This window comes from Actinacidiphila glaucinigra (assembly GCF_900188405.1).
GTDB lineage: Bacteria > Actinomycetota > Actinomycetes > Streptomycetales > Streptomycetaceae > Actinacidiphila > Actinacidiphila glaucinigra.
Map to the genome: position 1 here is coordinate 47,458 of NZ_FZOF01000023.1, position 25,014 is coordinate 72,471.

General features: G+C 75.3%; 26 protein-coding genes and 1 pseudogene. 13 read left to right on the forward strand and 14 right to left on the reverse strand.

Translation table 11 applies throughout. From position 1 onward, the window contains the following. Positions 1-53: 53 nt before the first annotated feature. The 3 genes from cobG to CHF15_RS32400 are packed head-to-tail and all read left to right on the forward strand — an operon-like array spanning position 54 to position 3,501. On the forward strand, positions 54-1,379 hold the full coding sequence (gene cobG / locus CHF15_RS32390; RefSeq protein ID WP_245939153.1) for a precorrin-3B synthase: 1,326 nt from the start codon (positions 54-56) through the stop codon (positions 1,377-1,379). Beyond that, positions 1,376-2,008 (forward strand): precorrin-8X methylmutase, encoded by a 633-nt coding sequence (locus CHF15_RS32395; RefSeq protein ID WP_089227475.1) that lies wholly within the window; start codon positions 1,376-1,378, stop codon positions 2,006-2,008. The genes cobG and CHF15_RS32395 overlap by 4 nt, the downstream gene beginning before the upstream one ends. Next, positions 2,005-3,501: a precorrin-2 C(20)-methyltransferase gene (locus CHF15_RS32400; protein ID WP_089227476.1), complete on the forward strand. Its 1,497-nt coding sequence runs from the start codon at positions 2,005-2,007 to the stop codon at positions 3,499-3,501. The genes CHF15_RS32395 and CHF15_RS32400 overlap by 4 nt, the downstream gene beginning before the upstream one ends. A gap of 13 nt (positions 3,502-3,514) precedes the next feature. Here CHF15_RS32400 and CHF15_RS32405 read toward each other — a convergent pair whose 3' ends face one another. Next, on the reverse strand, positions 3,515-4,273 hold the full coding sequence (locus CHF15_RS32405) for a cobalt-precorrin-6A reductase (RefSeq protein WP_089227477.1): 759 nt from the start codon (positions 4,271-4,273) through the stop codon (positions 3,515-3,517). Between CHF15_RS32405 and CHF15_RS32410 the strand changes: the two genes are divergently transcribed. Further along, entirely contained in the window at positions 4,259-5,395 is a 1,137-nt protein-coding gene (locus CHF15_RS32410; RefSeq protein ID WP_410169675.1) for a cobalt-precorrin-5B (C(1))-methyltransferase, read from the forward strand. The genes CHF15_RS32405 and CHF15_RS32410 overlap by 15 nt on opposite strands. A gap of 40 nt (positions 5,396-5,435) precedes the next feature. Continuing rightward, positions 5,436-5,843, forward strand: coding sequence for a DUF3224 domain-containing protein (locus CHF15_RS32415; RefSeq protein ID WP_089227479.1), 408 nt, complete (start codon positions 5,436-5,438; stop codon positions 5,841-5,843). A gap of 552 nt (positions 5,844-6,395) precedes the next feature. On the opposite strand, the gene cobM is transcribed toward CHF15_RS32415, so the two are convergent. Next, on the reverse strand, positions 6,396-7,166 hold the full coding sequence (gene cobM, locus CHF15_RS32420) for a precorrin-4 C(11)-methyltransferase (RefSeq protein ID WP_089227480.1): 771 nt from the start codon (positions 7,164-7,166) through the stop codon (positions 6,396-6,398). Continuing rightward, on the reverse strand, positions 7,163-8,401 hold the full coding sequence (gene cbiE, locus CHF15_RS32425; protein ID WP_089227481.1) for a precorrin-6y C5,15-methyltransferase (decarboxylating) subunit CbiE: 1,239 nt from the start codon (positions 8,399-8,401) through the stop codon (positions 7,163-7,165). The genes cobM and cbiE overlap by 4 nt, the downstream gene beginning before the upstream one ends. Positions 8,402-8,503: 102 nt before the next feature. Between cbiE and CHF15_RS32430 the strand changes: the two genes are divergently transcribed. Beyond that, a complete protein-coding gene (locus CHF15_RS32430) occupies positions 8,504-9,718 on the forward strand; it encodes a threonine synthase (RefSeq protein ID WP_245939154.1) in 1,215 nt (404 codons plus the stop codon). Positions 9,719-9,759: 41 nt separating this feature from the next. On the opposite strand, the gene CHF15_RS32435 is transcribed toward CHF15_RS32430, so the two are convergent. The 7 genes from CHF15_RS32435 to CHF15_RS32465 form a co-directional block, all read right to left on the reverse strand. Then, complete coding sequence (locus tag CHF15_RS32435) at positions 9,760-9,987, reverse strand: hypothetical protein (protein ID WP_089227482.1); 228 nt, start codon at positions 9,985-9,987, stop codon at positions 9,760-9,762. Then, the gene (locus CHF15_RS32440; protein ID WP_089227483.1) at positions 9,984-10,382 is read right to left on the reverse strand and encodes a hypothetical protein; all 399 of its coding nucleotides are present in this window, start codon (positions 10,380-10,382) and stop codon (positions 9,984-9,986) included. The genes CHF15_RS32435 and CHF15_RS32440 overlap by 4 nt, the downstream gene beginning before the upstream one ends. A 47-nt stretch (positions 10,383-10,429) precedes the next feature. After that, complete coding sequence (locus CHF15_RS32445; protein WP_179280069.1) at positions 10,430-11,959, reverse strand: sensor histidine kinase; 1,530 nt, start codon at positions 11,957-11,959, stop codon at positions 10,430-10,432. After that, positions 11,956-12,675, reverse strand: a complete 720-nt coding sequence (locus CHF15_RS32450) for a response regulator transcription factor (protein WP_089227484.1) — start codon at positions 12,673-12,675, stop codon at positions 11,956-11,958. Before CHF15_RS32450 ends, CHF15_RS32445 begins: the two co-directional genes overlap by 4 nt. A gap of 160 nt (positions 12,676-12,835) precedes the next feature. Next, positions 12,836-13,381 (reverse strand): excalibur calcium-binding domain-containing protein, encoded by a 546-nt coding sequence (locus tag CHF15_RS32455; RefSeq protein WP_245939155.1) that lies wholly within the window; start codon positions 13,379-13,381, stop codon positions 12,836-12,838. 298 nt (positions 13,382-13,679) lie between these two features. After that, a complete protein-coding gene (locus CHF15_RS32460) occupies positions 13,680-15,494 on the reverse strand; it encodes an APC family permease (protein WP_089227486.1) in 1,815 nt (604 codons plus the stop codon). A gap of 117 nt (positions 15,495-15,611) precedes the next feature. After that, positions 15,612-16,904, reverse strand: coding sequence for a hypothetical protein (locus CHF15_RS32465; protein ID WP_089227487.1), 1,293 nt, complete (start codon positions 16,902-16,904; stop codon positions 15,612-15,614). A 96-nt stretch (positions 16,905-17,000) separates the two neighbouring features. On the opposite strand from CHF15_RS32465, the gene CHF15_RS45175 reads away from it, so the two are divergent. After that, complete coding sequence (locus CHF15_RS45175) at positions 17,001-17,486, forward strand: hypothetical protein (protein WP_089227488.1); 486 nt, start codon at positions 17,001-17,003, stop codon at positions 17,484-17,486. A 26-nt stretch (positions 17,487-17,512) separates the two neighbouring features. Then, entirely contained in the window at positions 17,513-17,944 is a 432-nt protein-coding gene (locus CHF15_RS32475; protein WP_179280070.1) for a DUF7144 family membrane protein, read from the forward strand. Here CHF15_RS32475 and CHF15_RS32480 read toward each other — a convergent pair. The 4 genes from CHF15_RS32480 to CHF15_RS32495 form a co-directional block, all read right to left on the reverse strand. Next, entirely contained in the window at positions 17,914-18,852 is a 939-nt protein-coding gene (locus CHF15_RS32480; protein WP_089227489.1) for a YhjD/YihY/BrkB family envelope integrity protein, read from the reverse strand. The two genes, CHF15_RS32475 and CHF15_RS32480, sit on opposite strands and share 31 nt — an antisense overlap. A gap of 484 nt (positions 18,853-19,336) precedes the next feature. Beyond that, positions 19,337-19,735: a DnaJ family domain-containing protein gene (locus tag CHF15_RS32485; protein WP_089227490.1), complete on the reverse strand. Its 399-nt coding sequence runs from the start codon at positions 19,733-19,735 to the stop codon at positions 19,337-19,339. A gap of 47 nt (positions 19,736-19,782) precedes the next feature. Then, positions 19,783-20,187, reverse strand: coding sequence for a pyrophosphohydrolase domain-containing protein (locus tag CHF15_RS32490; RefSeq protein WP_089227491.1), 405 nt, complete (start codon positions 20,185-20,187; stop codon positions 19,783-19,785). Between the two features lie 21 nt (positions 20,188-20,208). Continuing rightward, on the reverse strand, positions 20,209-20,706 hold the full coding sequence (locus tag CHF15_RS32495) for a molybdopterin-dependent oxidoreductase (protein ID WP_245939156.1): 498 nt from the start codon (positions 20,704-20,706) through the stop codon (positions 20,209-20,211). A 139-nt stretch (positions 20,707-20,845) separates the two neighbouring features. Between CHF15_RS32495 and CHF15_RS46475 the strand changes: the two genes are divergently transcribed. The 5 genes and pseudogenes from CHF15_RS46475 to CHF15_RS32520 all read left to right on the forward strand — a co-directional run bounded on the left by CHF15_RS46475 (position 20,846) and on the right by CHF15_RS32520 (position 25,004). After that, complete coding sequence (locus CHF15_RS46475; protein ID WP_179280071.1) at positions 20,846-21,232, forward strand: TOBE domain-containing protein; 387 nt, start codon at positions 20,846-20,848, stop codon at positions 21,230-21,232. Between the two features lie 10 nt (positions 21,233-21,242). Continuing rightward, positions 21,243-21,344 (forward strand): annotated as a pseudogene (locus CHF15_RS46480) (TOBE domain-containing protein); the annotation flags it as partial. Positions 21,345-21,450: 106 nt separating this feature from the next. Then, positions 21,451-21,981 (forward strand): universal stress protein, encoded by a 531-nt coding sequence (locus CHF15_RS32510; protein WP_089227492.1) that lies wholly within the window; start codon positions 21,451-21,453, stop codon positions 21,979-21,981. Between the two features lie 40 nt (positions 21,982-22,021). After that, positions 22,022-22,783 (forward strand): DUF4118 domain-containing protein, encoded by a 762-nt coding sequence (locus tag CHF15_RS32515; protein ID WP_089227574.1) that lies wholly within the window; start codon positions 22,022-22,024, stop codon positions 22,781-22,783. 106 nt (positions 22,784-22,889) lie between these two features. After that, entirely contained in the window at positions 22,890-25,004 is a 2,115-nt protein-coding gene (locus CHF15_RS32520; RefSeq protein WP_245939157.1) for a SpoIIE family protein phosphatase, read from the forward strand. Positions 25,005-25,014: the final 10 nt, after the last annotated feature.

Sequence of the window (25,014 nt, forward strand, 5' to 3'; positions counted from 1 at the left end):
ACGGACCCCTCGGGCCGCACGTCCCCGGAGTACCCGCAGGTATGCTCGCGGCCATGCCGTCGCCCTCCGATCCCCCCGTGAGCGGCGCCTTCGCCGCAGCGACGGCGGGGCGCGGACGCGACGACGCCTGCCCCGGAGCACTGCGGCTGCACGCCGCCGACGACGGCGCGCTCGCCCGGATCCGCATCCCCGGCGGCCTGCTGACGATACGTCAGGCCGAGGCGCCGGCGACCGCCGCGGACCGCCTCGGCGACGGCCGCATCGACCTCACCTCCCGCGGGAACCTGCAGGTGCGCGGGCTCCGCGACCCCGGCGCGGGAACGGAGCTGGCGGCGCTGCTCGGCGAGGCCGGACTGCTTCCCTCCTGGGCCCACGAACGGGCCCGCAACCTCCTCGCCTCACCGCTCGCCGGACTCGACGGCCGGGGCAACGGCGAGCTGCGGGGCTGGATACGGGAAGCGGACGCCCTGCTGTGCGCGAGCCCGGCCGCCGCCGGGCTCTCGGGGCGCTTCCTCTTCGCCCTCGACGACGGCCGCGGCGACACCGCCGCGCTCGGCGCCGATGTGACATTGATCGCGCTGCCCGGTGCCGCCACCGCCGAACTCCGCCTCGCCGGACGGCCCGTCGCGCGGGTACCGGCCGCCGACGCGCCGCGCTGGGCGGTGCGCGCCGCGGAGACCTTCCTGACCCTCGCCGCCGAACGCGGCGCCCGCGCCTGGCGGATCGCCGACATCGACCCGGACGGCACCGCGATCGCGGCGCAGCTGCGCGCCGAAGGCGCCCCGCCCGCCGGGCCCCCGGCCGCCACCGCGGGCGGACCGCCCCCGCTCGGCCTCGTCCCGCACCCCGGCGGAACCACCTGCGCGCTGTCCGTGGGCGTACGCCTGGGCCGCCTCACCACCGGCGCGTGGCGGCTGCTCGCGCGGATCGCCGGGACCGGCACCGGGGAGCTGCGGATCACCCCCTGGCGCGGTGTCGTCCTGCCGGGCCTGCCGCGCGCCGCCGCGCGGGAGGCGCTGGACCGCCTGGCCGCGGCCGGCTTCCTGACCGGCGAGGACTCCCCGTGGCGCGGCGTCACCGCCTGCGCGGGACGCCCGGGATGCGCCAAGTCGCTGGCGGACGTACGCGCCGACGCACTGGCCGCACTGCGCGACGCCGTCCCCGAGCCGGGACACCGCCTGCTGCCCGTGCACTTCTCCGGCTGCGAACGCCGCTGCGGCCACCCGGACGGCTCGTGGGTCGACGTGGTCGCCGGCGCCGACGGCCGCTACCGCGTCGCCACCGCGGGCACCACCTCCGCCACCACCGCCGCGGACCTGCCCGCCGCCCTGGACACCGCCCGCCGCACCAGCACCCCACCACCCCCGAGGACGACGTGATCGAGTACGAGAAGGACGGACCGGAGATCTACCGTCAGTCCTTTGCCATCATCCGCGCCGAGGCGGAACTCGACGGTCTGCCGCCGGACGTGGCGCAGGTCGCCGTCCGCATGATCCACGCCTGCGGCATGACCGACCTCGTACGGGACCTGGCCTACAGCCCGTCGGTGGTCGCGGACGCGCGCGCCGCGCTGCGCGCCGGGGCGCCGATCCTCTGCGACGTGCAGATGGTCGCCAGCGGCGTCACCCGCAAGCGGCTGCCCGCGGACAACGAGGTGGTCTGCACCCTCTCCGACCCCGCCGTCCCGGCCCTCGCCGCCGAACTCGGCACCACCCGCAGCGCCGCCGCCATGGAGCTGTGGCGGGACCGCCTGGAAGGCGCCGTCGTCGCCGTCGGCAACGCCCCGACCTCCCTGTTCCGGCTGCTGGAGATGATCGAGGCGGGCGCACCGCGCCCCGCCGCGGTCATCGGCGTGCCCGTCGGCTTCGTCGGCGCCGCCGAGTCCAAGGACGCCCTGGCCGCGCACGCCTCCCGCCTGGAACACCTGGTGGTACGGGGCCGGCGCGGCGGCAGCGCCCTGGCGGCCGCCGCCCTCAACGCCCTTGCGACCGAAAGCGAAATCGTATGACCACCGGCCGTCTCTACGGAGTGGGCCTCGGCCCCGGCGACCCCTCCCTGATGACCGTGCGGGCCGTGGAGGTCATCCGCTCCGCCGACGTCATCGCGTACCACTGCGCCCGGCACGGCCGCAGCATCGCCCGCTCCATCGCCGCGGCGCACATCCGCCCCGAGCAGATCGAGGAGCGGCTGATGTACCCCATCACGACGGAGACCACCGACCACCCCGGCGGCTACCGGGGCGCGCTGGACGACTTCTACGCCGAGTCCGCCGAACTGCTCGCCGCGCACCTGGACGCCGGGCGCACCGTCGCCGTCCTCGCGGAGGGCGATCCGCTCTTCTACGGCTCGTACATGCACATGCACAAGCGGCTCGCCGACCGCTACCCGGCCGAGGTGATCCCCGGCGTCACCTCCGTCAGCGCCGCCGCCGCCCGCATCGGGCGACCCCTGGTGGAGGGCGAGGAGGTCCTGACGATCCTGCCCGGCACGCTGCCGGAGGAGGAGCTCGCCGCGCGCCTCGCGACGGCGGACGCGGCGGCCGTGATGAAGCTCGGCCGCACCTTCCCCACCGTGCGCCGGGCCCTGGAGGCCGCCGGGCGGCTGGAGGACGCGCACTACGTCGAGCGCGCCACCATGGACGCCGAACGCCTGGAGATGCTGGCCGACGTCGACCCGGAGTCCGTGCCCTACTTCGCCGTCGCCGTGCTGCCCAGCCGCGTCGACGAGCGGCCCGCGGCGGACCCCTCCCCGGCGGACGGCGAGGTCGTGGTCGTCGGGCTCGGCCCGGCCGGTCCGATGTGGCTGACGCCGGAGGCGAGGTCCGCGCTCGCCGGGGCCGACGAACTCGTCGGCTACACCACCTACGTGGACCGCGTCCCGGTCCGCCCCGGGCAGCCGCGGCACGCCTCCGACAACCGCGTCGAGGCCGAACGCGCCGAGTTCGCCCTCGACCTCGCCCGGCGCGGGCGGAAGGTCGCCGTGGTGTCCTCGGGCGACCCGGGCGTCTTCGCCATGGCCACGGCCGTGCTGGAGGCCGCCTCCGCCGAGCCCTACCTCGGCGTCCGCGTACGGGTCGTGCCCGGCATCACCGCCGCCCAGTCGGCGGCGGCGCTCGCGGGCGCGCCCCTCGGCCACGACTACGCGGTCGTCTCGCTCTCCGACCGGCTCAAGCCCTGGACGGTCGTCGAGGAACGGCTGCGCGCCGCCACGGCCGCCGACCTCGTGCTGGCCCTCTACAACCCGGCCTCCCACAGCCGCAGGACGCAGCTGGAGAACGCGCTGAAGGTGCTGCGCGAGGGCCGTGTGCCGGGCACGCCCGTGGTCGTCGCCCGGGACGTCGGCGGCCCCGAGCAGGCCGTACGGGTCACGACGCTGGAGGACCTCGACCCGGCGACCGTCGACATGCGGTGCGTGCTGCTGGTCGGCTCGTCGCAGACGAGGACGGTACGGCGCGGCGACGGCACCACGGTGGTGTGGACACCCCGGCGGTACCCGGCCTGACGCCGGGCCCCGCTCAGGCCGTACGCGCGCGGAGCCACTCCAGGGCGCCCGCCACGTCCGGGACGACGGGCACGCCCTCCGGGACCGGTGGGCGTTCCACGACCACCACGGGCAGGCCCAGTTCGCGGGCGGCCGCGAGCTTGGGCGCGGTGGCGGTGCCGCCGCTGTCCTTGGTGACCAGCACGTCGACGCGGTGCCGGCGCATCAGCTCCAGCTCCCCGTCCAGAGTGAACGGGCCCCGGTCCAGCAGCACCTCCGTCAGCGGCGGGTGCGGCGGCTCCGGGGCGTCCACCGAACGCACAAGGAACCACAGGTCGGTGACCCCGGCGAAGGCCCCAAGACCCGTACGGCCCGTGGTGAGGAAGACCCGCCGCCCGAGCCCCGGCAGCACCCGGGCCGCCTCGGCCAGTGAGGCCACCGGGTGCCGGCGGTCCCCGGGGCCGGCGACCCAGCCGGGGCGGCGCAGGGCGAGCAGGGGAACATGGGTGGCCGAGGCCGCCTCGGCGGCGTTGAAGGACATCGTCCCGGCGAAAGGATGGGTGGCGTCGATGACCACGTCGACCGCGTGCGCCCGCAGCCACGCCGCGAGCCCCGCGGGGCCGCCGAAGCCGCCGGTGCGCACCTCCCCGGGCGGCAGCCGCGGGCGTTCCACCCGCCCCGCGAGCGAGCTGGTCACCCGCCACGCCGCCGGGTCGGCGGCCAGCGCCTCCGCGAGGCGGCGCCCCTCGGTGGTGCCGCCCAGGACGAGGACGTGCCGCTGTCTGCCGGTCATCCCCGCACCCTACGGTGCGCGGTGAGCGGCGGCCGGAGCGCCCAGCTGGAACGGACCGGGCTGCGGCACGGCTGGACCACCGGCGCCTGCGCGACGGCGGCCGCCACCGCCGCGTACACCGCCCTGCTGGGCGGCGAGTTCCCCGACCCGGTGACGATCACCCTGCCCAAGGGGCAGCGGCCCGCCTTCGCCCTCGCGGTGGAGGAGCGCGGCGACGGCTGGGCCATGGCGGGCGTCGTGAAGGACGCCGGCGACGACCCCGACGTCACCCACGGCGCCCTGGTCCGGACCACGGTGCGCCACGGCGCGCCCGGCAGCGGGGTCGTCTTCCGCGCCGGTCCGGGCGTCGGCACGGTCACCCGCCCCGGGCTCCCGCTCGCGGTCGGCGAGCCCGCCGTCAACCCCGTCCCGCGCACGATGATGCGCGAGCACCTCGCGGAGGTCGCCGCCCGGTACGGCGCCGCCTGCGACGCCGAGATCACCGTCTCCATAGACGACGGCGAGGAGTTGGCGCGCCGCACCTGGAACCCGCGGCTCGGCATCCTCGGCGGGCTGTCGGTGCTCGGCACCACCGGCATCGTGGTGCCGTACTCCTGCTCGGCCTGGATCGACAGCATCCGGCGCGGGGTGGACGTGGCGCGTGCGGCGGGCCGTACGCACGTCGCGGGCTGCACGGGGTCGACGTCGGAGAAGGTGGCCGTCGCCGTGCACGGCCTGCCCGAGGACGCGCTGCTGGACATGGGGGACTTCGCGGGCGCCGTGCTGAAGTACCTGCGCCGCCACCCGGTGCCGCGGCTCACGATAGCGGGCGGCTTCGCCAAGCTCTCCAAGCTGGCCGCGGGCCACCTCGACCTGCACTCCTCCCGCTCCCAGGTCGACAAGGCCTTCCTCGCGGACCTGGCCCGCCGCGGCGGCGCGGACGAGACCCTGGCCGAGGCCGTCGCCACCGCCAACACCGGCCTCCAGGCCGTCCAGTCGTGCCTCGCCCACGGCGTCCCGCTCGGCGACCTCGTCGCCGAGGCCGCCCGCCGCACCGCCATGGGCGTCCTGCGCGAGGCGCCCGTGGCGGTCGACGTCATCTGCATCGACCGCGCCGGGACGATCGTCGGCCGCGCGGGCTGAGGCACGCCCGCGGGACGGGGTCCGTCGCTAGGCTCGGGGCATGAGAGCCGCGGGAAGGTTCACCGTCACAGCGTTCGTGCCGACCGAGCTCGTGCCGGAGCCGGCCGTGACCACCGGGACGCCGGTCGGGGTCGCCACGATCGAGAAGACCTTCGAGGGCGAGGTCACCGGCCGCTCGTCGACCCTCTTCACCGCCGCCTACGACCAGGCGAGCGGCACCGGCACGTATGTGGCGATGGAGTCCTTCGAGGGTGCGCTGAACGGCCGCGCGGGCACCTTCAACTTCGCCCACTCGGCGACGACTTCCGGCAGCGACCGGACCGCCGAGTTCTTCGTCGTCGTCCCCACCAGCGGCACCGGCGAACTGTCCGGCATCACCGGCGCGGGCGGCCTCGCGATCGACGAGGACGGCACGCACCGGATCTGGTTCGACTACGACCTGGGTTGAAGGCTCTCGCGGCTGTCCCGCCGTCTCGCGCCCTGCGGGCGCAAGGACGCGGGCTGCGGACGGCGGGGTGAGGGTGTCGGGCCCGTCATCGCCGTGCGGATGGGTGGTGGCCGGGGTTCGGGCTCCGGAGCGGGGTGCCGTTCCGTTGGCGCGGGTCTCGTCGCCGTCCGCGGGTATAGATGGCCGCTTCCACGCCCACCCATGATGGCTGGCGCGCCCGCCGTAACCGGCGTCTGCGGCTGATTCGGGGTGCTGTCGAGGGGCCTGCAGCGGAAGCAGGTCCGATCCTTGAGGGATGTGGGGGAATCACCCGCAGACGCGGGTTACGGCACGCGCGGCACCCACGAACGGTAGGCGCGGCAACCGGCCGTCTGCACCCGCGGACGGCGACGAGACCCACGCCACCCGACACGCAGCCCGCTCCGGAGCCTGGACCCCCACCACCCACCCACCGGCGCGCCGCCGAGGCAGCCAGGCCCCGACTCTCCCGTCCGCAGCCCGCGTCTTTCCGCCCGGAGGACGCAGGACGAACCCGCGCCGCGAGCGCGTGCCCTAGGAGGAGGCAGCGCAGTCCGTCGCGTGCCGGTGAACGCGCTCGGCGGAGTACAGGTGGCTGTCGCGGAACTGCTCCGCGCCCAGCGTGCGGCCGACCATGATGACCGCGGTACGGACCACACCGGCCGCCTTCACCTGGTCCGCGATGTCCGCGAGCGTCCCGCGCAGCACCAGCTCGTCGGGGCGCGAGGCCATCGCCACGACGGCCGCCGGGCAGTCCGCCCCGTAGTGCGGGGTGAGTTCGGCCACGACGCGGTCGACGTAGCGGGCCGCCAGGTGCAGCACGATCAGCGCGCCGCTGCGGCCCAGCGTCGCCAGGTCCTCGCCCTCCGGCATGGGCGTGGCCTGCTGCGCGACCCGGGTGAGGATGACGGTCTGCCCGACGGTCGGCACCGTCAGCTCCCGCTTCAGGGCCGCCGCGGCCGCCGCGAACGCGGGGACGCCGGGCACGACCTCGTACGGGATTCCGGCCGCGTCGAGGCGGCGCATCTGCTCGGCGACGGCGCTGAACACGGACGGGTCGCCCGAGTGCAGCCGGGCGACGTCGTGGCCCTCCTCGTGGGCGCGGACCAGCTCCTCGGTGATCCGGTCGAGCGTGAGCTGCGCCGTGTCCACCAGCCGCGCGTCCGGCGGGCACTCGGCGAGCAGTTCGCGGGGGACGAGGCTCCCGGCGTACAGGCACACCTTGCTGGCCGCCAGGATCCGCAGGCCGCGCAGGGTGATCAGGTCGGCGGCACCGGGTCCGGCGCCGATGAAGTGGACGGTCATGGCTGCGCTCCCGCGGGTTTGACGGCGGACCACTGGGTGACGGGCATGGCCTGGCGCCAGCCCGTGAAGCCGCCGACCGGGGCGGCGTGCGCGACGGCGAGCCGGACGAGCTCGCCCCCGTGCCGTGCGTACCACCGGGCGAGCAGGGCCTCGGACTCCAGCGTGACGGTGTTGGCGACCAGCCGTCCGCCCGGCCGCAGGGCCGCCCAGCAGGCCTCCAGGAGGCCGGGCGCGGTGAGCCCGCCGCCGACGAAGACGGCGTCGGGGACGGGCAGTCCGTCCAGTGCCGCCGGGGCGGCGCCGGTCACGACCCGCAGCGCCGGGACGCCGAGCGAGGCCGCGTTGCGGGTGATGCGCTCGGCACGGACGGGGTCGCGCTCCACGGTGACCGCGCGGCAGGCGCGGTGCGCCCGCATCCACTCGACGGCGATCGAGCCCGAGCCGCCGCCCACGTCCCACAGCAGTTCGCCCGGCGCGGGCGCGAGCGCGGCGAGGGTCGCGGCCCGTACGTGGCGCTTGGTGAGCTGCCCGTCGTGCTCGTACGCGGTGTCCGGCAGCCCGGGGACGAGGCCCAGCCGCGGCGTGGCCGGCTCCGCGGCGCACTCGACCGCGACGACGTTCAGCGGATCGCCGGGCGGGTGCGGCCAGTCGCCGGCGGTGCCGTCCACGATCCGTTCGCGGGCCGAGCCCAGTTGCTCCAGCACCCGCAACCGGCTCGCGCCGTAGCCCTGTTCGCGCAGCAGCCCGGCCACCGCGGCAGGGGTGTCCGCGTCCCGGCTCAGCACCAGCACCCGGCGCCCGTCGTGCAGCGCGCCCGCCAGCGCGGGCAGCGGCCGCCCGACCAGGCTCACCACGTCGGTGTCCTCCACCGCCCAGCCGAGCCGCGCGCAGGCGTACGACACCGACGAGGGGTGCGGGAGCACCCGCAGCCGGTCCGCGCCCAGCACCTCGGTGAGCGTCCGCCCGATGCCGTGGAACATGGGGTCACCGCTGGCCAGCACCGCGATCCGGCGCCCCGCGTGGGCGGCGATCAGCCCCGGCACGGCCGGCCGCAGCGGCGAAGGCCAGGCGACCCGCTCGGCGGTGACCTCGGGGGGCAGCAGTTCGAGCTGGCGCGGGCCGCCGACGACGACCGCGGCACCGGTGAGCGCCTCCCGCGACGCCGAGGTCAGTCCGTCCCAGCCGTCGGCGCCGATACCGACGACGGCCACGAGGGCGGACGCGTCGTCGTCCATCACGGTCACCTCGGGAGTCGGCGGGAACGGTCGGGCACAGCAGCCGCACTCTACGTGACGTGCCAGGTGGGTCCCGGGCCCGGGGCCACTACCCTCGGATGCGTGGCAACGGACTCCCTGGCCGTCGGCCAGCGTTCGCTCGGCGACCCCGCCGTCGGCTATCCCCTGTGGCCGCCGCTGACGGAGGGCTGCCCGCGCACGAGCACGGCCAGCGTCTCCTACCCCGTCGAGGTCGACTACGCCTACGAGCGCGTCCCGGACGGCCTGTTCGGCTCCCCCGAGGCCACCACCGCCCGGCACGGCCTGGACCGCTGGGCACCGCTGCTGCCGCCGCTCGCGGCGCCGGGGCTGGGCGAGGGCGGCACCCCGCTGGTCGGCCTGGGCGGCGGGGTCCTGGTCAAGGACGAGTCGCGCAACCCGACGTGGAGCCACAAGGACCGCCTCAACCGCTGCACGGTCAGCGCGGCCCTCGCCTGCGGCGCGCCCGGCGTCGTCGTCGCGTCCTCCGGCAACCACGGCGCCTCGGCCGCCGCGTACGCCGCCCGGGCCGGGCTGCGCTGCGTCGTCCTCACCTCCCCGCAGCCGCCCCCGGCGGTCGTCTCCTTCCTGCACGCCTACGGCGCCGAGGTGCTGCCCGTGCCCGTGGAGGCGCGCCGGCCGCTGATGCGCCGCGTCCACGAGGAGTACGGCCTCCACCCGGTGAGCAGCCTCACCCCGACGCACACCGGGCACCCCTTCGGCGCGGAGGGCTACAAGACCGTCGCGTACGAGATCTTCGGCGAAGTCGGCGTGCCCGCGGCGGTGTTCGTCCCCACCGGCTACGGGGAACTGCTCTTCGGCGTCGCCAAGGGGTTCGCCGAAATCCGCCGCCTCGGCCTGGCCTCGGCCGTCCCGCGCCTGTTCAGCTGCGAGCCCGCCGCGGGCGGCCCGCTCGCCGCCGCCGTCCGCCGGGGACTGCCCGCGGTCACCGTGCCGGTCGGCCCCACGGACGCCTACTCCATCGCCTGCCAGGTGGGGGGTTACCGCGGTGTCCGGGCGATAGGCGACAGCGGCGGGGAGGCCCTGCTCGTCGCCGACACCGAACTGGACGAGGCCCGCCGCGAACTGGCCCGCGCGGGCCTGTGGACGGAGCTGTCCGCCGCGGCCGGGCTGGCCGGCCTGCGCCAGTACGGCGCGGACCGCTTCGACGGGCCCGTGGTGTGCGTGTCCACGTCCAGCGGCTTCAAGGACATCGCGGTGGGAACCCTGCGCGTACCCCCGCCCGCCCCGGACTGGCCCACCGTCCGCCGCCGCCTGGAGTCCGCCCCCGGGTCCTGAAGCGGGAACGGGGGACGCGGGCCGCGGCGGGCGGGGGCGTGTCAGCCGTCTCCGCGTGCCGCGTCGGCGTCCGCCGCGGCGGCGGCGCTCTCCGCGTCGTCGACGATGCGGGTGAACTCCGAGGGCGCCGAGGGCGCCGAGGGTGCCGACGGGGCCCCGGCCGCCGGGGCGGTCGGGGCCGAGGCCGGGCCGCCGGAGGGGCCGCAGGCGGTCAGCAGTCCCGCGCAGGCCGCCGCGGCCGCGGCGAGCGCCGCGAGGCGGCGGGTCACGAGGCGGCGCCGTTGTCGTGGGAGTCGCACCAGCTGCGGACCCGCGCGAGGTCGGTGCGGCGCTTCTCCAGGGTCGGCAGCAGGGACTTGCGGAAGGTCAGCCGGTCGCCGAGGTAGGTCTCGATCTCGTCGTGCCCGGCGGCCCTGGCGTTGGCGACCCGCTTCTCCAGCCGCTCGATCGAACCGCGCCGTGTGACGGGCCCGTTCAGCCGCTTCAGCGCCCGGTCGATGCGCGCGTCGATCTTCCCGGCGCGCTTGCACAGTCCCTTGGCGCCGTCCCCGGTGGGGGCGGCGGCCGGGGCGGGGGTGCCTCCGCCGTCGGCGGTGGCCGGGCCGGCGAGGCCCAGCAGGGTGACGACGGTGGCCACGGCCACGACGGTGGTGCGGTGTCGCATGACGTCCTCCTTCGGGTCGGAGGCGCGGAGCGCCTTCGCGACGGACGTTAGGGGGCGTCTTTGTGGAAATCTTGTGGCTCCCCCGGCTCCCCCGGCTCCCCCGCCCGCCCGGACAGCCAGTCGCGGCGCGGCAGCGGAAGGGCCGGCCGACCGCCGTCGCGGACGCCGCTGAGCGGCAGGCGCACCTCGAAGCGGGTGCCCGGCGCGCCGTCGGGCCGGTCCAGCACGGTGATCGTCCCCCGGTGCAGCGCGATCTGCTGGGCGACCAGGGTCAGTCCGAGCCCGGAGCCGGGGCTGTCCGGGCGCCGGTGGAAGCGGGCGAAGACGGCGGCCCGCGCCCCGGGCGGGATCCCGGGCCCGTGGTCGTCGACGGTGAGGACGACGGCCGGGGCGCGCTCGTCCCGGCCGCGCCGCAGGGTCACCTCGACGTCGGGCCGCCCTCCCGGAGCGCCGCCGTGGACGCCGCCATGGACGGCGGCGTTGGTCAGCAGGTTGTCCGTCATCGACCGGAGTCCCTGTTCCCAGCCGTGGACGAGGAGCCCGGGCGCGGCCGTCACCTCGACCCGTGCCCCGGGGTGGCGGCGCCTGAGGTCGGCGGCGGAGGCGTCGACGAGTTCGGCCGCGTCGACCGGGCCGAAGGCGTCCTCCTCGACCAGGTCGCCCTGCGCGAGGGCGCGCAGCATGACCAGCAGGCCCAGCACACGGGTGTGTTCGGCGCGCAGGTCGTCCACGATCTCGTGGCGTTCGGCGGCCGCCAGGTCCGGGTGACCGGCGAGGATGTCGAGGTTGGTGCCCATGCTCATCAGCGGGTTGCGCAGCTCGTGCGAGGCGGCCGCGGCGAAGGAGCGGGCGGTGGCGAGCGCCTCGCCGGTCCTGGCGGCCTGCTCGTCGTAGCGGGCGAGCACGGTCTGCAGGGTGCGCGCCAGGTCGTCGACCTCGGTGATCCGGGCCGGGGCGTGGTCCAGGCGTACGGCGCTGACGCGCGGGTCGAGGCCGCTCGCGCGCTGCTGGAGCCGGCGCAGCGGGCGGACGGCGCGGCCCGCCGCGGCCCAGGCCAGCAGCGCGGACACGGGGGCGGCCAGCAGCGCGACCGTCACCACGCGGCGGCGCACCTGCTGCAGTTGGGTCTTCGTGGCCGCGTCCGGCGAGAACAGCCACAGGGTGCCCCGGACACCCTTGCGGCTCCCGTTCACCGGCACCGACAGCACACGCCAGCGGGCGCCGCCGGCGCGGATCGTGACCGGCGAGGGCGCGCGGGCGGGCAGCTCGGCGGAGGCGTCCGGCTGGGGGCCGCCCGACACCGTGCCCTCGGGTCCGGTCAGCCGGATGCCCACGTCGAGGGCGGAGCTGAACAGCCTGCGCGTACGCGCCTGTTCGGCCGCCGGGCGGTCCGCGGCGGTGGCCCGCAGCAGGGCCTTGGCGTCCGCCGCGACGGCCGCGGCGCGCTCCCGCAGATGGGCGTCCTGCTGGGCGTGCAGATCGGTGGCGACGAGCCGGATCAGCAGCACGCCGGAGGCGAGGACGAGCAGCGGGACGACCACGCCCACGGCGAGTGCGACCCGTGTGGACAGCCTCATGACGGCCCACCACGGCCGTCCCGGTCGTCCCGCAGGACGAAGCCGACACCGCGCACGGTGTGCAGGATCCGCGGCCGGCCGCCCGCCTCCGTCTTGCGCCGCAGATAGCTGACGAAGGTGTCGACGGCGTCCGTGCGCACGTCGAAGTCGTAGCCCCAGACCCGGTCCAGCAGCTGATCGCGGGTGAGGACCAGCCCCGCGTTGCGCGCGAAGGCCTCCAGCAGCTCGAACTCCCGCCGGGTCAGCGCCAGGGGCTCCCCGTCGAGCCGGGCCTCCCGCGTCGCGGGGTCGACGACCAGGCCCCCGGCGCGCACCCGCCCGCCCGCGGCGGGGGGACGGCGGCGCAGCAGCGCCCGCAGCCGCAGCACCAGTTCCTGCAGCGCGAACGGCTTGACCAGGTAGTCGTCCGCGCCCGCCTGGAGTCCGGCGACCCGGTCGGCCGCCTCGTCCAGGGCGGAGAGCATCAGGACGGGGACGTCGTCGTCCTCCTCGCGCAGCGTGCGGCACACCTCGATCCCGCTGAGGTCGGGCATGGAGATGTCGAGGACCACCACGTCCGGCGCCCCGTCGCGTACGGCGGCGAGCGCGGCCCTGCCGCCGTCGGCCAGGCTCACCGAGAAGCCGTCCAGGCGCAGCCCCCGTTGCAGGGACCGGCGTATCGCCGCGTCGTCGTCGGCGACCAGGACCCGGCCACCCGTGTGCGCTTCGGTTCTCACGGCCGCGATGGTAGGCGCAACCGCCCGATCGCGAGGAGGCCCCGGACGGTGACTGGCCGGTGCCGGTGCCGGTGCCGGTGCCGCAAGAGGTCAACCGCCTCCGTGGCGACCGCCGGGGGAGTGCCGAGGCCCGTCCGCGCGACGGCACCCCCCGGGGCGGCTACTCGCAGGCGACCCCGTCGCCGTCCCGATCGAGCCCGCTCCGGTAGCCCGGTTCACCCGTGTGAAGCGGAGAGGCCCCGGCGGCACGGGCCGCGGCACAGTTCGCGTAGTACGCGCTGCCGCCACCACCCCCGGAGCTGCCACCGCTGCCGGACCCGGCGGCCTTGACGGTCTTGGTCACCGTGACCCTCGGCAGGGGCTTCGCCTTGACGGTCTTCGTCACCGTCGGCGCGGGCTCCGCCGAGGCGGTGACCGTGGCCGTGGCGGTCGCGGTGACGGTGGCCCTCGCCGTGACGGTCGGCCCGGCCTTCACCTCGGCATTGGCCTCGTCGACGGTGCCCTGGGTACCCAGACCCGTGATCACCGTGCCGATCAGGTAGAGCCCGACTCCCCCGAGCCAGACGCGCTTGCGCTTGTACAGCGGCCTGGAGTCGGGGCTTCTCGGCGTGGCCGGGGCGCCGTACGGATTCGTCGGCGGCAGACCCGGTCCCGGCTGCTGCGGCCTCGGACCCCACCCCTGCGGCTGCTGCGGGTTGTGGCTCACGTGGTTCCCTCCCCATACAACTGCGGACGGCGCTGTCCGCATGGCGCCCGGTCGGGGTTGCGAACCCCAGCTCACGCTCCCGAGGGGACCGGGCGACGGGCGAAGGCCGAGTCGCAGCTCCGCGGTGCGGGCGGAAGCCCGGGACGCGCTGTCGGCCTTTCCCGGACGGCCGAAGAACACAAGGCCGTCACGCTCCCTTCACGGGAAGCACACACTAGCGAGGAACCACGGCAGTAGGACACCCCTCGGTATCGCGCTGACCAGGAAACCTCCGGCGGTGGCGCCCGGTACTTACCCGTCAGATGTCCAGCCGGTACGGCAAAAGGCAGACGACGGCGTCGGTGCGGGAGCGCAGGATCGTGGCGAGGAGGATGCCGCGCTGGTTCTGCAGGATGCGGTAACGGGCGTGGCGCGGCTGGATCTCGGGGATGAGGACGGCGATCTGGCGGCCGTCCTGCGACATGCGGCGGACGTAGGAGAGGATCGGCAGCACCAGTGAGCGGTGCGGGCTCTCGAGGACGTCCAGGCGGACGCCGGGCTGCCAGCGGGCCCACGTGTCGAGCAGTTCGCGCGCCTTGGCCTGGTCGGGTTCGACGGTGACCGCGACGACCTCGTCGCCGAGGGCGATGGCCGCGGTCAGCGCGTGCCGGGCGAGCCGGCTGACCCCGCCGAGGGGGACGATGACCAGGCTGTCGGTGCGCCGCGGCCGGTCGGGGACGGTACCGAGGGCGAGTTCCCTGCCGACCTCCGTGTAGTAGCGCTCGATGCGGGCGAAGAGCAGCATCAGCAGCGGCACCACGACGACGACCATCCAGGCGCCCTCGGTGAACTTGGTGGTCACCAGGATCACCCCGGCCAGCGCGGTCAGCAGGGCGCCCAGCCCGTTGAGCGCCGCGCGCGGCACCCAGCCGCGCGGGCGCGCCCCCGCCCAGTGCCGTACGAGCCCGGTCTGGCTGATGGTGAAGCCGGTGAACACACCGACGGCGTAGAGCGGGATGAGCCGTTGCGTCTGCGCGTCGACCGCGACGAGCAGCAGCGCGGCCACCACCGCGAGGGCGACGACGCCGTAGCGGTAGACGGGCCGCTCGGCGCGCAGCCCGAAGACGTGGGGCAGCCGGTTGTCCCGGGCGAGCAGGCTCATCAGGACCGGCAGGCCGCCGAAGCTGGTGTTCGCGGCCAGTCCGAGGACGAGGGTGACCAGCAGATTGCTGGCGTAGTACGGCCATCCCGTGCCGAAGGAGGCCGCGGTCAGCTGGGCCAGCAGGGTCACGCCGCCGCGCGGGGCGACCTCGTCCCGGCGGATGAGGAACGCCAGCCCGATCAGCATGAGTCCCAGCAGGACGCCGAGCATCAGTTCCGTGCGCTGGGCGCGGCGCACCTTGGGCGGCCGGAAGGCGGGCACGGAGTTGGCGATGGCCTCCACCCCGGTCAGGGCGGAGCAGCCGGAGGAGAAGGCCTTCAGGACCAGCAGCACGCTCAGCGCCTCCGTCGCGTGGACGGGCTGCGGGCTGCCCACGACCGCCGCGGGGTGGGCGCGCAGCAGCCCGGCGACGACGATCCCGCCGATGCACACGACGAACAGCGCCGCGGGCAGCATCAGCACCCGCGCGCTGTCGGCGACGCCGCGCAGGTTCACCAGGGTGAGCAGGGCGAGCCCGCCGAGGCAGATCTCCAGCAGATAGGGGGTGAGCGAGGGGAACGCCGAGGCGAGGCTGGCCGCGCCCGCGGCCAGGCTGACGGCGACGGTGAGCACGTAGTCGACGACGAGACTGCCCGCCGCCAGCAGGCTCACCCGCGCCCCGAGGTCCTTCTTGGCCACGGCGTAGGAGCCGCCGCCGTCCGGGTGCACCGCGATGACCTGCCCGTACGAGATGACCAGGACGACCAGCAGCCCCGCGATGACCAGCATGACGGGCAGCGTCACGGTCAGCGCCGCGGTCCCGGCGGCGATCAGCACGAGGACGATGGCCTCGGGGCCGTACGCCACCGAGCTGAGGGCGTCCAGCGACAGCGCGGCGAGGCCCTGCGTGCTGGTGAGCAGCGAGCGGTCCCCCTCGCCGTGCCGCAGCGGTACCCGGGGCCGTACCTGGCGGCGTGCCAGCCCGAAGGTCATCGCCCGCCCGCCGGCTGCGTCTGGCTCATCGCTGGTCTCCTCCGCCGGCGGGCCCTCCCGTCAGCCTCCGGCGGCGGCCTCCCCGGCGCAGCGCGGGGCGGCCGATCGGGTGAGCGGTCAGTCGGGCCTGGCCAGGAACTCCACGACGGCGAGGACGAGGACGACGGCGAGGGCCAGCCCGAGGACGACCCAGCCGGTCGGATAGGACCAGAAGGCGAGCGCGAGGGCCGCGGCCGCCACGACGATCCAGCCGACCAGCAGTTTGTGGCGCACCAGCCAGGGGCCGACGGGACCGGTCCGCAGCCCCACCCGGTGTGCCGCGTCGCCCGCGCCGCCCAGCACGGACTCCCACACCCCGCGGGTGCGGCGGGCGTACCGCCCGGGCCCGCTCAGCCAGGCGCCCAGCGCGACGACGACACCGAGCACGAACACGGCGCGGACGGTCTGGCGCAGGAAGCGGATCAGGGTGTCGTAGACCGTCCCGGCGGCCTGCTGGTCGACGCTCGCGGGCAGCGCGTCGAGGTAGATCGCCCGGAACACGGTCAGCGCCGCGCCGAGTACGAGCGCGGCGGCGGCGAAGCCCAGCGCGGCGGCGACCAGGGCGCGGCGCCGGCGCAGGGCGAGCAGCACGCCGGCGGCCGCGAGGACGACGGTGACGATCGGCAGCCAGAAGCCGGCCAGCTGCAGCAGCCGGAAGGCGGTCCTGATCTTGCCGACCTTCTCGGAGCGGACGACGGTGAAGTCGGTGTGGACCTCGGGGATCTTCGCGGCGATGGTCAGGCCACCGTCGACCAGCCGCTGTTTGACCTGGTCGATGACGGGGGCGAGGTCGACGGCCACGGTGTCGTTGGTGAGTTTGACCGCGCCGCCGCCCTGGCCGGTCAGCGCCTTGTCCAGCGAGGCGTGGATCCGGCGGTTGGCGTCGGTCCAGACCTTCTCGAAGGCGTCGCTGCGCACGACCTTCTCCGCCGTCGAGTGCACAAGGCTCTCGATGCCGCTGGTCAGCGGGCCGGAGACACGGCCGAGGAGCTGGTCGAGGCGGGGGCGGTCCTGCGGGGCGACCTCGTCCAGGAGGCTCTTCACGTCGATGTGCTGCATCACCACGGACGTGATCCGGTTGGCGGCGGCGTCCTGCACGGCGGGGTCGCTCGCCAGGGGCGCGACGGTGGCGACGTAGCGGCCGGTGTCGCCGACCTCGGAGTCCACCCAGACGGCCAGCGCGCTCAGCGGCACGAAGACGCAGGCCACGACGATGAACAGGGCCGAGAAGAAGGCCCGTACGGGTCGCCGGTGAGGCGGCGGGGCCTGCGGTCCGGCGCCTGCGGGAACGGTCTCCCGCGCCTCCAGTGCCGACAGCCGGGCGCGCAGTTCGGCGAGACCGTCACGCCCCTCGGGCGTTGCATCCGCCATGCCACCGCCGCCTCTCCTTCACCACGCGACACGGCAATTTAATCCGTATTGTGAATTATGTGCCATTTGAGGCGCATGAAACTGTGGAGGTAGGGAATGACGAGGCCGTACCGGGGCCGTGCGATGTGCGCGGCGGTCGTACTGTCCGCCACCGCGCTGGCAGCGAGCGCCTGCTCGGACAACGAGAGCACCCCCGCCGAGAAGGCGTCGAAGGCCGCGTCCGCCGCGTCCTCGCTGGTGTCCGAGGGTGCGGAGGCCGTCGCCTCGGCGACCGCCGCCGCACAGTCCCAGCTGGCGAAGATCAAGAACGGCGTCAACGCGAAGGACGACGTCAGGCTCGACCCCGTGACCGTCGAGGGCGGCAAGGCCACCACCACGGTCACGGCCACCAACAGCGGCGACAAACAGGCCACGTACACCGTCGAGGTGACCTTCCGCGACACCAGCGGCAACCTCCTCGACGCCGCCGTGGTCAACGTCGCCGACGTGGCCCCGCAGAAATCCGGCGAGGCCACGGTACGCAGCAACCGCGACCTGACGGGCACGGTCAAGGCCCAGGTGGAGCGGGCGCTGCGGCACTGAAGCACCATCACCGCGAGGAGGCAGCCATGGCAGCCACCGGCACCACCCCCACACCCAAGAGGGGCAACCACAGCGCGTGGGCGTACGGCGGCGTCACCTTCGCCGGCGTCCTGCTGCTCGTCGATGGCGTCCTGGCCATCTTCCAGGGCATCTCGGGGATCGCCGCCGACAACGTGTACGCGCGGATCGGCGACTACGTCTACAAGTTCAACCTGACCGCGTGGGGATGGATCCACCTGGTCCTCGGCGTGCTCCTGGTGGTCACGGGCACCGGACTCCTCAGCGGCGCCGCGCTCTGGTCACGCATCATGGGTGTCGTCCTGGCGGGCCTGGGCATCATCGTGAGCTTCCTGTACCTGCCCTACCTGCCGTTCTGGTCGATCATCCTCATCGCGCTCGACATCTTCATCATCTGGGCGCTCTCGCACTACAGGCCGGAGCGCTCACCGGCCGCCTGACCGCCGCCCGCCCGGCCCTCCCCCGGCGGGCCGGGCGCGGCGGGCACGGCCCCGGCCCCCGGCTCGTCCCCGTGGAACACCGCGCCCACGGTGAGGCTGACGGTCGCCACGACGGACAGCGCGATCAGCCCGGACAGCAGGGTGAACACCGATCCCAGCGAGCCGTACGTCTGCAGGCTGCGGTTGAGCGCCGTCGGCACGTACAGCGGCGCGGCGAAGACGGCCGCCTCCAGGAGCACCGCCGTGAGCAGCGCCCCGGGCAGCAGCGGCCGCCAGCCGATCCGGCCGCCCAGCAGCAGGTGCTGGGTCCACCACCAGATCGCCACCGCGGTCACCAGGGACAGCGGCACGCCGAGCCAGCGGCCCACGCCGAAGCCCTCCCGCAGCGGTCCCTGCACCGCCAGGTAGAGCAGCGCGGCGCACACCCAGGCGAACCAGCGCCAGGCCGCGATCCGCGCCGCCGACTTCGGCAGGTGCCAGGCGCGTTCGCACACCCGCTGCATCGCCCGGCTGCAGGCCGTCGCCGACAGCAGGGCCATCAGGGTGCCCACCACCCCCACCGTCTGCCGCAGGCTCCCGGGATCGGACTCGTAGACCGAGCGCAGCTGTTCACGGGAGGGACCCGAGAGCCCCAGCACCCGCACCAGCGAGTCGAGGAGTTCCTTGCGCACGCTCTCCGGGGCCAGGGACGCGATGACGAACAGCAGCGGCACGGCGGTCAGAAAGGCCTGGGCGGCCAACCGGGTGGCGGCGTCGAGCACGTTGACGCTCAGCAGCCGGGCGGCGAGCCGGGTGACGATGGGGAACCGCCGCTCGGTGTCCGCCCGCAGGGCGCGCGCCCGCCCCGGCAGGTCCGCGAACCGCGCACGGAGCCCCTCCGGGATGCTGACCCGTGGCCGCCCTTTCACAGTCCGACTATTTTTCAGCCCGCCGGGCCCCGCAACCGGGGCCTCCGGCCGGGACCGGGAGGGCCTCAGGCGACCACCGCCGGTACGGCCGAACCCGCGGGAAGCACCGCGAGTCGTCCGCGGGCCGCCGGGTTCACGGCTTCCGGACCGCCGCAGCGACTTCCCCACCGGTACGGGCGGGCGGGGACGCGTGCCGATGAAGCCCCGCCGGCCCGGCCGTCGACCGGACCGGGAAGGCGCGAACGGTGTGCGGTGGGACCACTCGGGCCGGCCTCCCGCGCGTCCACCCGGCAGTGGCCGAGCACGCCCCCACGACCGCGGAAGCCGGCCGCGCGGGCCGGTCCGGGCGAAGGACGGCCGGGCGGTGCCGCAGGGGCCCGCCTCCGGATCGCCCGCGGCAACCGCGACGGCCACCCGTGCTCTCGCCGCGCTCGCCCCGCAGAGGACCGCGCCCGGCCGGGAGACCGGCGCGTGGGGCGGAGGCTCAGTCGCGCTCCGCGCGCCAGCGCTCGACGACGGCCTCCACGTCGTACGGGACGAGATTGAGCGGCGGCCCGTCCATCGGGGTGCGGATGCCCGCCCGGATCTTCTCGTTGGCCCCCTCGACGATGCGGCGCACCTCGCGTTCGGAGGGGGCACGGGAGGCGGCCTCCAGCGCGTCCTCCACCTCCTTGCGCAGCCTGAGGCTCGCCGGGAGGTGGGACAGCCCCTCGCGGGCCATCTTCTCCCTGATCCACCACAGCTCGTCGTAGGGCCGGTCCATGGAGGCCAGCGGCTTCCCCGCGCCAGGCAGGTTGTCGAAGGCGCCGCGCTCCGTCGCCTCCCGGATCTGCTTGTCGACCCAGGACTCGAAGGGGACGCCCGGTGGCTTGCGCTCCGTCATACCGCCGATTGTCCCTCCCGCCGCACCGGTGGGGGAGGGCCGGGGCGTCACTCCCCGGCGGGCGTCCAGCCCTGGGCGCGCAGCACCGCCGCGACGTCCGGGGCCTGGTAGTGCTCGCCCTTGAGGACCTTGCCGTCGGCCCGCAGGGTCGGGCGGCCGTCGGGGCCGAGCTTGCTCATGTTGGCGCGGTGGATCTCCGCGATGACCGCGTCCAGGTCGATGCCGTGCACCAGCGCGGTGCCGTACGCGACGTAGACCACGTCGGCCAGTTCGTGCGCGAGGTGGTCCAGGGGGCCGGTCTCGGAGGCCTCGGCGACCTCCGCCACCTCCTCGGCGAGCAGATCCTGCCGGTGCGCCGCGTACTCGGGCGTGATCTCGGTCGGACGGGGGCGGGCGTCGAGGCCGAAGGCGGTGTGGAACTCACGGACCAGGCCGGCGGGGGAGGGGCGCATTCCGCCGATCGTAGTGCCCGCTCACACGCCCCCGTCGCCCTCCGCCGCCGGGCCCCCGCCGTACCCGCCGTCCACGCGGATGGCGGTGATGCCGCTGATGTGCCGGGCCCCGCAGCGGTCCTGGGGCAGCACCAGTTGCGGGCCCCGCGCGTCCAGCGGGGTGCCGTCGATGCGGGTGGCGAGCAGGACGCGGGCCTGCCCGAAGTCCGGGTCGATCTCGGCCCAGGACAGCAGCGCGTGGTGCCCGTCCGCCCCGGTGACGGCGATGAGGAAGCGCATCCGGTCCTTGCGGCGCCCGGGGTCGAAGCCGGGACCGGCCGAGCACAGCACCTCGTGGAGCAACGGGCCCTCGAAACGGTGGTGCTGCACGCCGCTGGTCTGGCACTCGAAGCTCACCCGGGCCGTGTGCTGGGGCCAGGCGCGCAGGTCGGGCACCGTGAGCGGGGCAGGGCGGGCCAGGTCGCCGCTCAGGACGAACCCGGCGGGCCCCGGCGGCGGCGCGGGGACGGACACGGTCACGGGCTTCCACCTCCCCCGATGACCGTACCCGCCCCCGAAGGTCCTGGAAACGCACATGCGACCCTCTGTGCCGACAGATCCTGCTGATGCAATGCGGAAAGGGTCTTCCCGCTCGCATCTGCGCCACTATGATCGAGTCATGCACACCTACCGGATCGGCGAGGCAGCCGCATTGATGGGCGTGAGCGCCGACACCCTCAGGCGCTGGGTCGACGGCGGGCGGCTGCGCGCGGAACGCGACGAGCAGGGCCGGCGCATCATCGAGGGCCCCGATCTGGCCGCCTTCGCCCGGGAGTTCAACCGCACCGAAAGCGAGCGTACCGGCTCCTCGGCCCGCAACCGCTTCGCGGGCATCGTCACCGAGGTGATCCTCGGCGACGTCTCCGCGCAGGTCGAGATCCAGGCCGGCCCGTTCCGCGTGGTGTCCATGATCAGCCGGGAGTCGGCCGAGGAGCTGAAGCTCGAGCCGGGCGTACCGGCGGTCGCCGTCATCAAGTCGACCAACGTGGTCGTCGAGACACCGTAGAGACACCGCAGTCGCCGCGGACCTCACCACGATGGCCACCGCCGGACTCGGGCTGCACCCCGGCGCCGAGGTGTGGGCCACCGTCAAGGCGGCCCAGACGCACGCCTGCCCGGACTGGGACCCGGCGGGTCAGGGCGGCGTCAGGAGTACGCGGGCCGGCGACAAGGGGACGACAAGAAGCCTCCGCGGGCACCCCGCCCGGGTCTTCCATAAAGGACATGGATGACGCCGGAGACCACCGCCGCGTGGTCGTGGGGTTGAGCGGCTCCCTCGGCAGCCTCACGGCGCTGCACCAGGCCGCCGCCGAGGCACGCCGCACGGGCGCGGTGCTGGTCGCCGTGCTCGCCTGGGAACCGCCGGGCGGGGAGTTCGCCTACCGGCGCTCCCCCTGCCCCCCGCTGCTGGACGCGGGGCAGGACCAGGCCCGGCAGCGGCTGCTCCACGCCGTCGAGTCCGCCTTCGGCGGCCTCCCGGAGGGCCTCCCCATGCGCGCGCTGACCGTCCGCGGGCCCGCGGGACGGGCGCTGACCCTGGTCGCGGACCGCCCGGACGACCTGCTGGTCGTGGGAGCCGGGCGACGCGGCCGGCTGCGCCGGCTGCTGAGCCCCTCGGTGGCCCGGCACTGCCTCGTCCACGCGGTCTGCCCGGTGCTCGCCGTGCCCCGCTCCCCGCTCCACGAGGTCCTCGAGGACATGCACCGCCGCAACGCCTGGCGGCTGCCCCTGCACACCGCCGCGCCCCTGCGGTGAACCCCGGGGCGGCCGGGCCCCTCCAACGGAGGCGATGACCATGACGCGCTCTTCCTCCCGCTTCCCCGACCCGGCGCGCTTCGCCCCGGCGGCCGGACTGCTCCTGCCGCCGCTGGTGTGCCTGGTGCTCGTGCCCTTCCGCACCCGGCTGTCGGACACGCACGTCGTCCTCGTGCTGGTGGTCGCGGTCGTGGCCGTGGCCGTCCTCGGCAGCCGCCGCGCCGCCGCGCTCGCCGCGCTGTCGGCGGCGGCCTGGTTCGACTTCTTCTTCGCCCCACCCTACGAGCGGTTCACGATCAGCGGCCCGGGCGACGCGGCGACGGCGGTCCTGCTGCTCGCGGTGGGCCTGGCGGTCTCCCGGCTCGCCGTCCGCACCAGGCGGCTGGCGGTGATCGCCATCACCGACGCCGACCACCTCGCCCGCATCCACGAGACGGCGCGGCTGGCCGGGTCCGCGGTGTCCCCGCACGTCGTGGTCGACCACGTCCGCGACCAGCTGGTCAGCCTGCTGCACCTGCGGGGCTGCCGGTTCGAGTACGGCACCCTCGTCGGGCACCCGCCGCGGCTGGAGCAGGACGGCACCGTGGTGCGGGGCCGCCGCCCCTGGGACGCGGACACGCTGGGCCTGCCGGACCAGGAGGTCGAACTCCGCGTCTTCCACAACGGGCGCTTCCACGGCCGCTTCATGATGCTCCCCACCCCCGGCACCGTCCCCTCCCGCCAGGCCCGCCTGGTCGCGACCACCCTTGCCGAACAGGCCGGCAGCGCGATCGCCGGCACGCCCACCGCCCCGGTCTCCTGACCGCTTCCGCGGGGGGAACCACTCGCCGAGCCGGCGGGAGGAGACGCGGCGGAGGGGGGCGTATCGTCCCCTTATAAGTGGTGTCGGCCCGATGGTGGAGCCACGCATGGTGGTGACTGCCCCCGCGCGGGAGCTGCTGGACCAGGTGCTCGCCGAAGTGGTGCGCGAGACGGGCGCCCATGTCGGTGCGGTCTTCCTGCTGATGCCCGAGGGCCGCGTGCTGGGGATGGAGGTCGTCACCGGGGCGCCGCGCGAGTTGTCGATGCCCTGGTCGCGGTTGCCCATGGAGCGGTCGACCCCGGTGGCCGACGCCGTACGGGAGGGCCGGACCATCCGGGTCGGCTCCAGGGAGGAGCTGGCCGACCGCTACCCGCGCACGGCGCTGGTCATGCCCTACGACCTGTCCATGGTCGCCGCCCCGCTCACCGGCGCCGACGCCGTGCTCGGCACGCTCGTGCTGATCTGGTCCCGTCCCCGCCCCGCCGAGGCGCCGCCCGCGGAGCGCGCGCTACTGGAGCAGGCCCGTGAGCGGCTCTCCGACCACCTCGTACGGGCCGGCGCCGGCGGGGAGCCGATCCTGCCGGGGCCCGAGCCGCGGGTGCTGCGGACCGCGCGTGCGGTCCCGGTGCACCCGGACGAGGCCCTCGCGGCGGCGGACTGGGCCCGGCGGCTGCCCGAGGGGGCCTGCGCGCTCGACTTCGACGGGCGGATCACCTACGTCAGTCCCCGCGCGGCGGAACTCGTCGGCGTGCCCGTCGAGCGGCTCGTGGGCTCCCTCCCCTGGGAGAGCCTGCGCTGGCTGCGGGACCCCGCCCACGAGGACCGCTACCGCGCCGCCGTGCTCAGCGGGCAGCCGGTCTCGTTCACCGCCCTGCGGCCGCCCGACCACTGGCTGCTCGTGCAGCTCTACCCCGACGCGACCGGGGTCAGCGTGCGGATCTCCCCCACCGACGCGGCTGCGGGCCCCGCCCCGCAGGCGGCGCCGTACGACGAGTCCGCGGTGCCGATCCGGATCGGGGCGATCTACCACCTCATGCACCTCGCCACGGCCCTCACCGAGGCCGTCGGGGTGGACGACGTCGTCCGGCTGGTCGCCGACCTCTTCCCGTCCGCGATCGGCGCCGACGCCTTCGTGCTGTGCGTCGCCGAGGGCGGCCGGCTGCGCGTCATCGGCGACCGCGGCTACCGGCCCGAGGTCATGGCGGCCCTGGACGGCACCGCGCTCACCGCGCACCTCCCGGCGACCCGGGCCCTGAACACCGGCGTCCCCAGCTTCTACGGCTCCCCCGAGGACCTCGTCCGGGCCTACCAGGGCCTGGAACTGCTGTCGGACATGTCGGCCTGGGCCTTCCTGCCCCTGATCGCCTCCGGCCGCCCCGTGGGCGCCTGCGTCCTCGCGTTCGCCGAAGAGCGTTCCTTCCCCGCCGACGAGAGAGCCGCCCTGACCTCGCTGAGCGGGCTGATCGCCCAGGCCCTGGACCGGGCCCGGATCTACGACGCCAAGCACCACCTCGCGCACAGCCTGCAGTCCGGGCTGCTGCCGCACACCCTGCCCAGCGTGCCCGGCCTTGAGGTCGCCGCCCGCTACCTGCCCGCGACCACCGGCATGGAGGTCGGCGGCGACTTCTACGACCTGATCCGGCTGGACGACACCTGCGTCGCCGCCGTCATCGGCGACGTCCAGGGCCACAACGTCAACGCCGCCGCCCTGATGGGCCAGGTGCGCACGGCGGTGCACGCGCACGCCACCGCCGGTGCCTCCCCCGACCAGGTGCTGTCCCGCACCAACCGGCTGCTGGAGGAACTCGACACCGGGCTCTTCACCAGCTGCCTCTACGCCCACCTCCGGCTCACGGAGGGCGTCCTGCGGATGGCCTCCGCGGGCCACCCGCCGGCCCTGCTGCGCTTCCCCGACGGCCGCACCGACATCCTGAGCAGGCCGGCCGGCCTGCTGCTCGGCATCGACCCGGGCGCCGAGTACCCCACCAGCACGATGACGCTGCCCCGCGGCGCGGTCCTCGCCCTCTACACCGACGGGCTCATCGAGACCCCCGGCGGCGACCTGGACGAGTCCATCGCCGCCCTGGCCGTGACCCTGTCCTCCCGGGGCAGGCTCCCGCTGGACGAACTCGCCGAGGTCCTCGTCCACCACGACGGCCGGGCCACCGACCGCACCGACGACACCGCGCTCCTGCTGCTGCGTCCCGTGCCCCCGTCATGAGGCCTTGTCA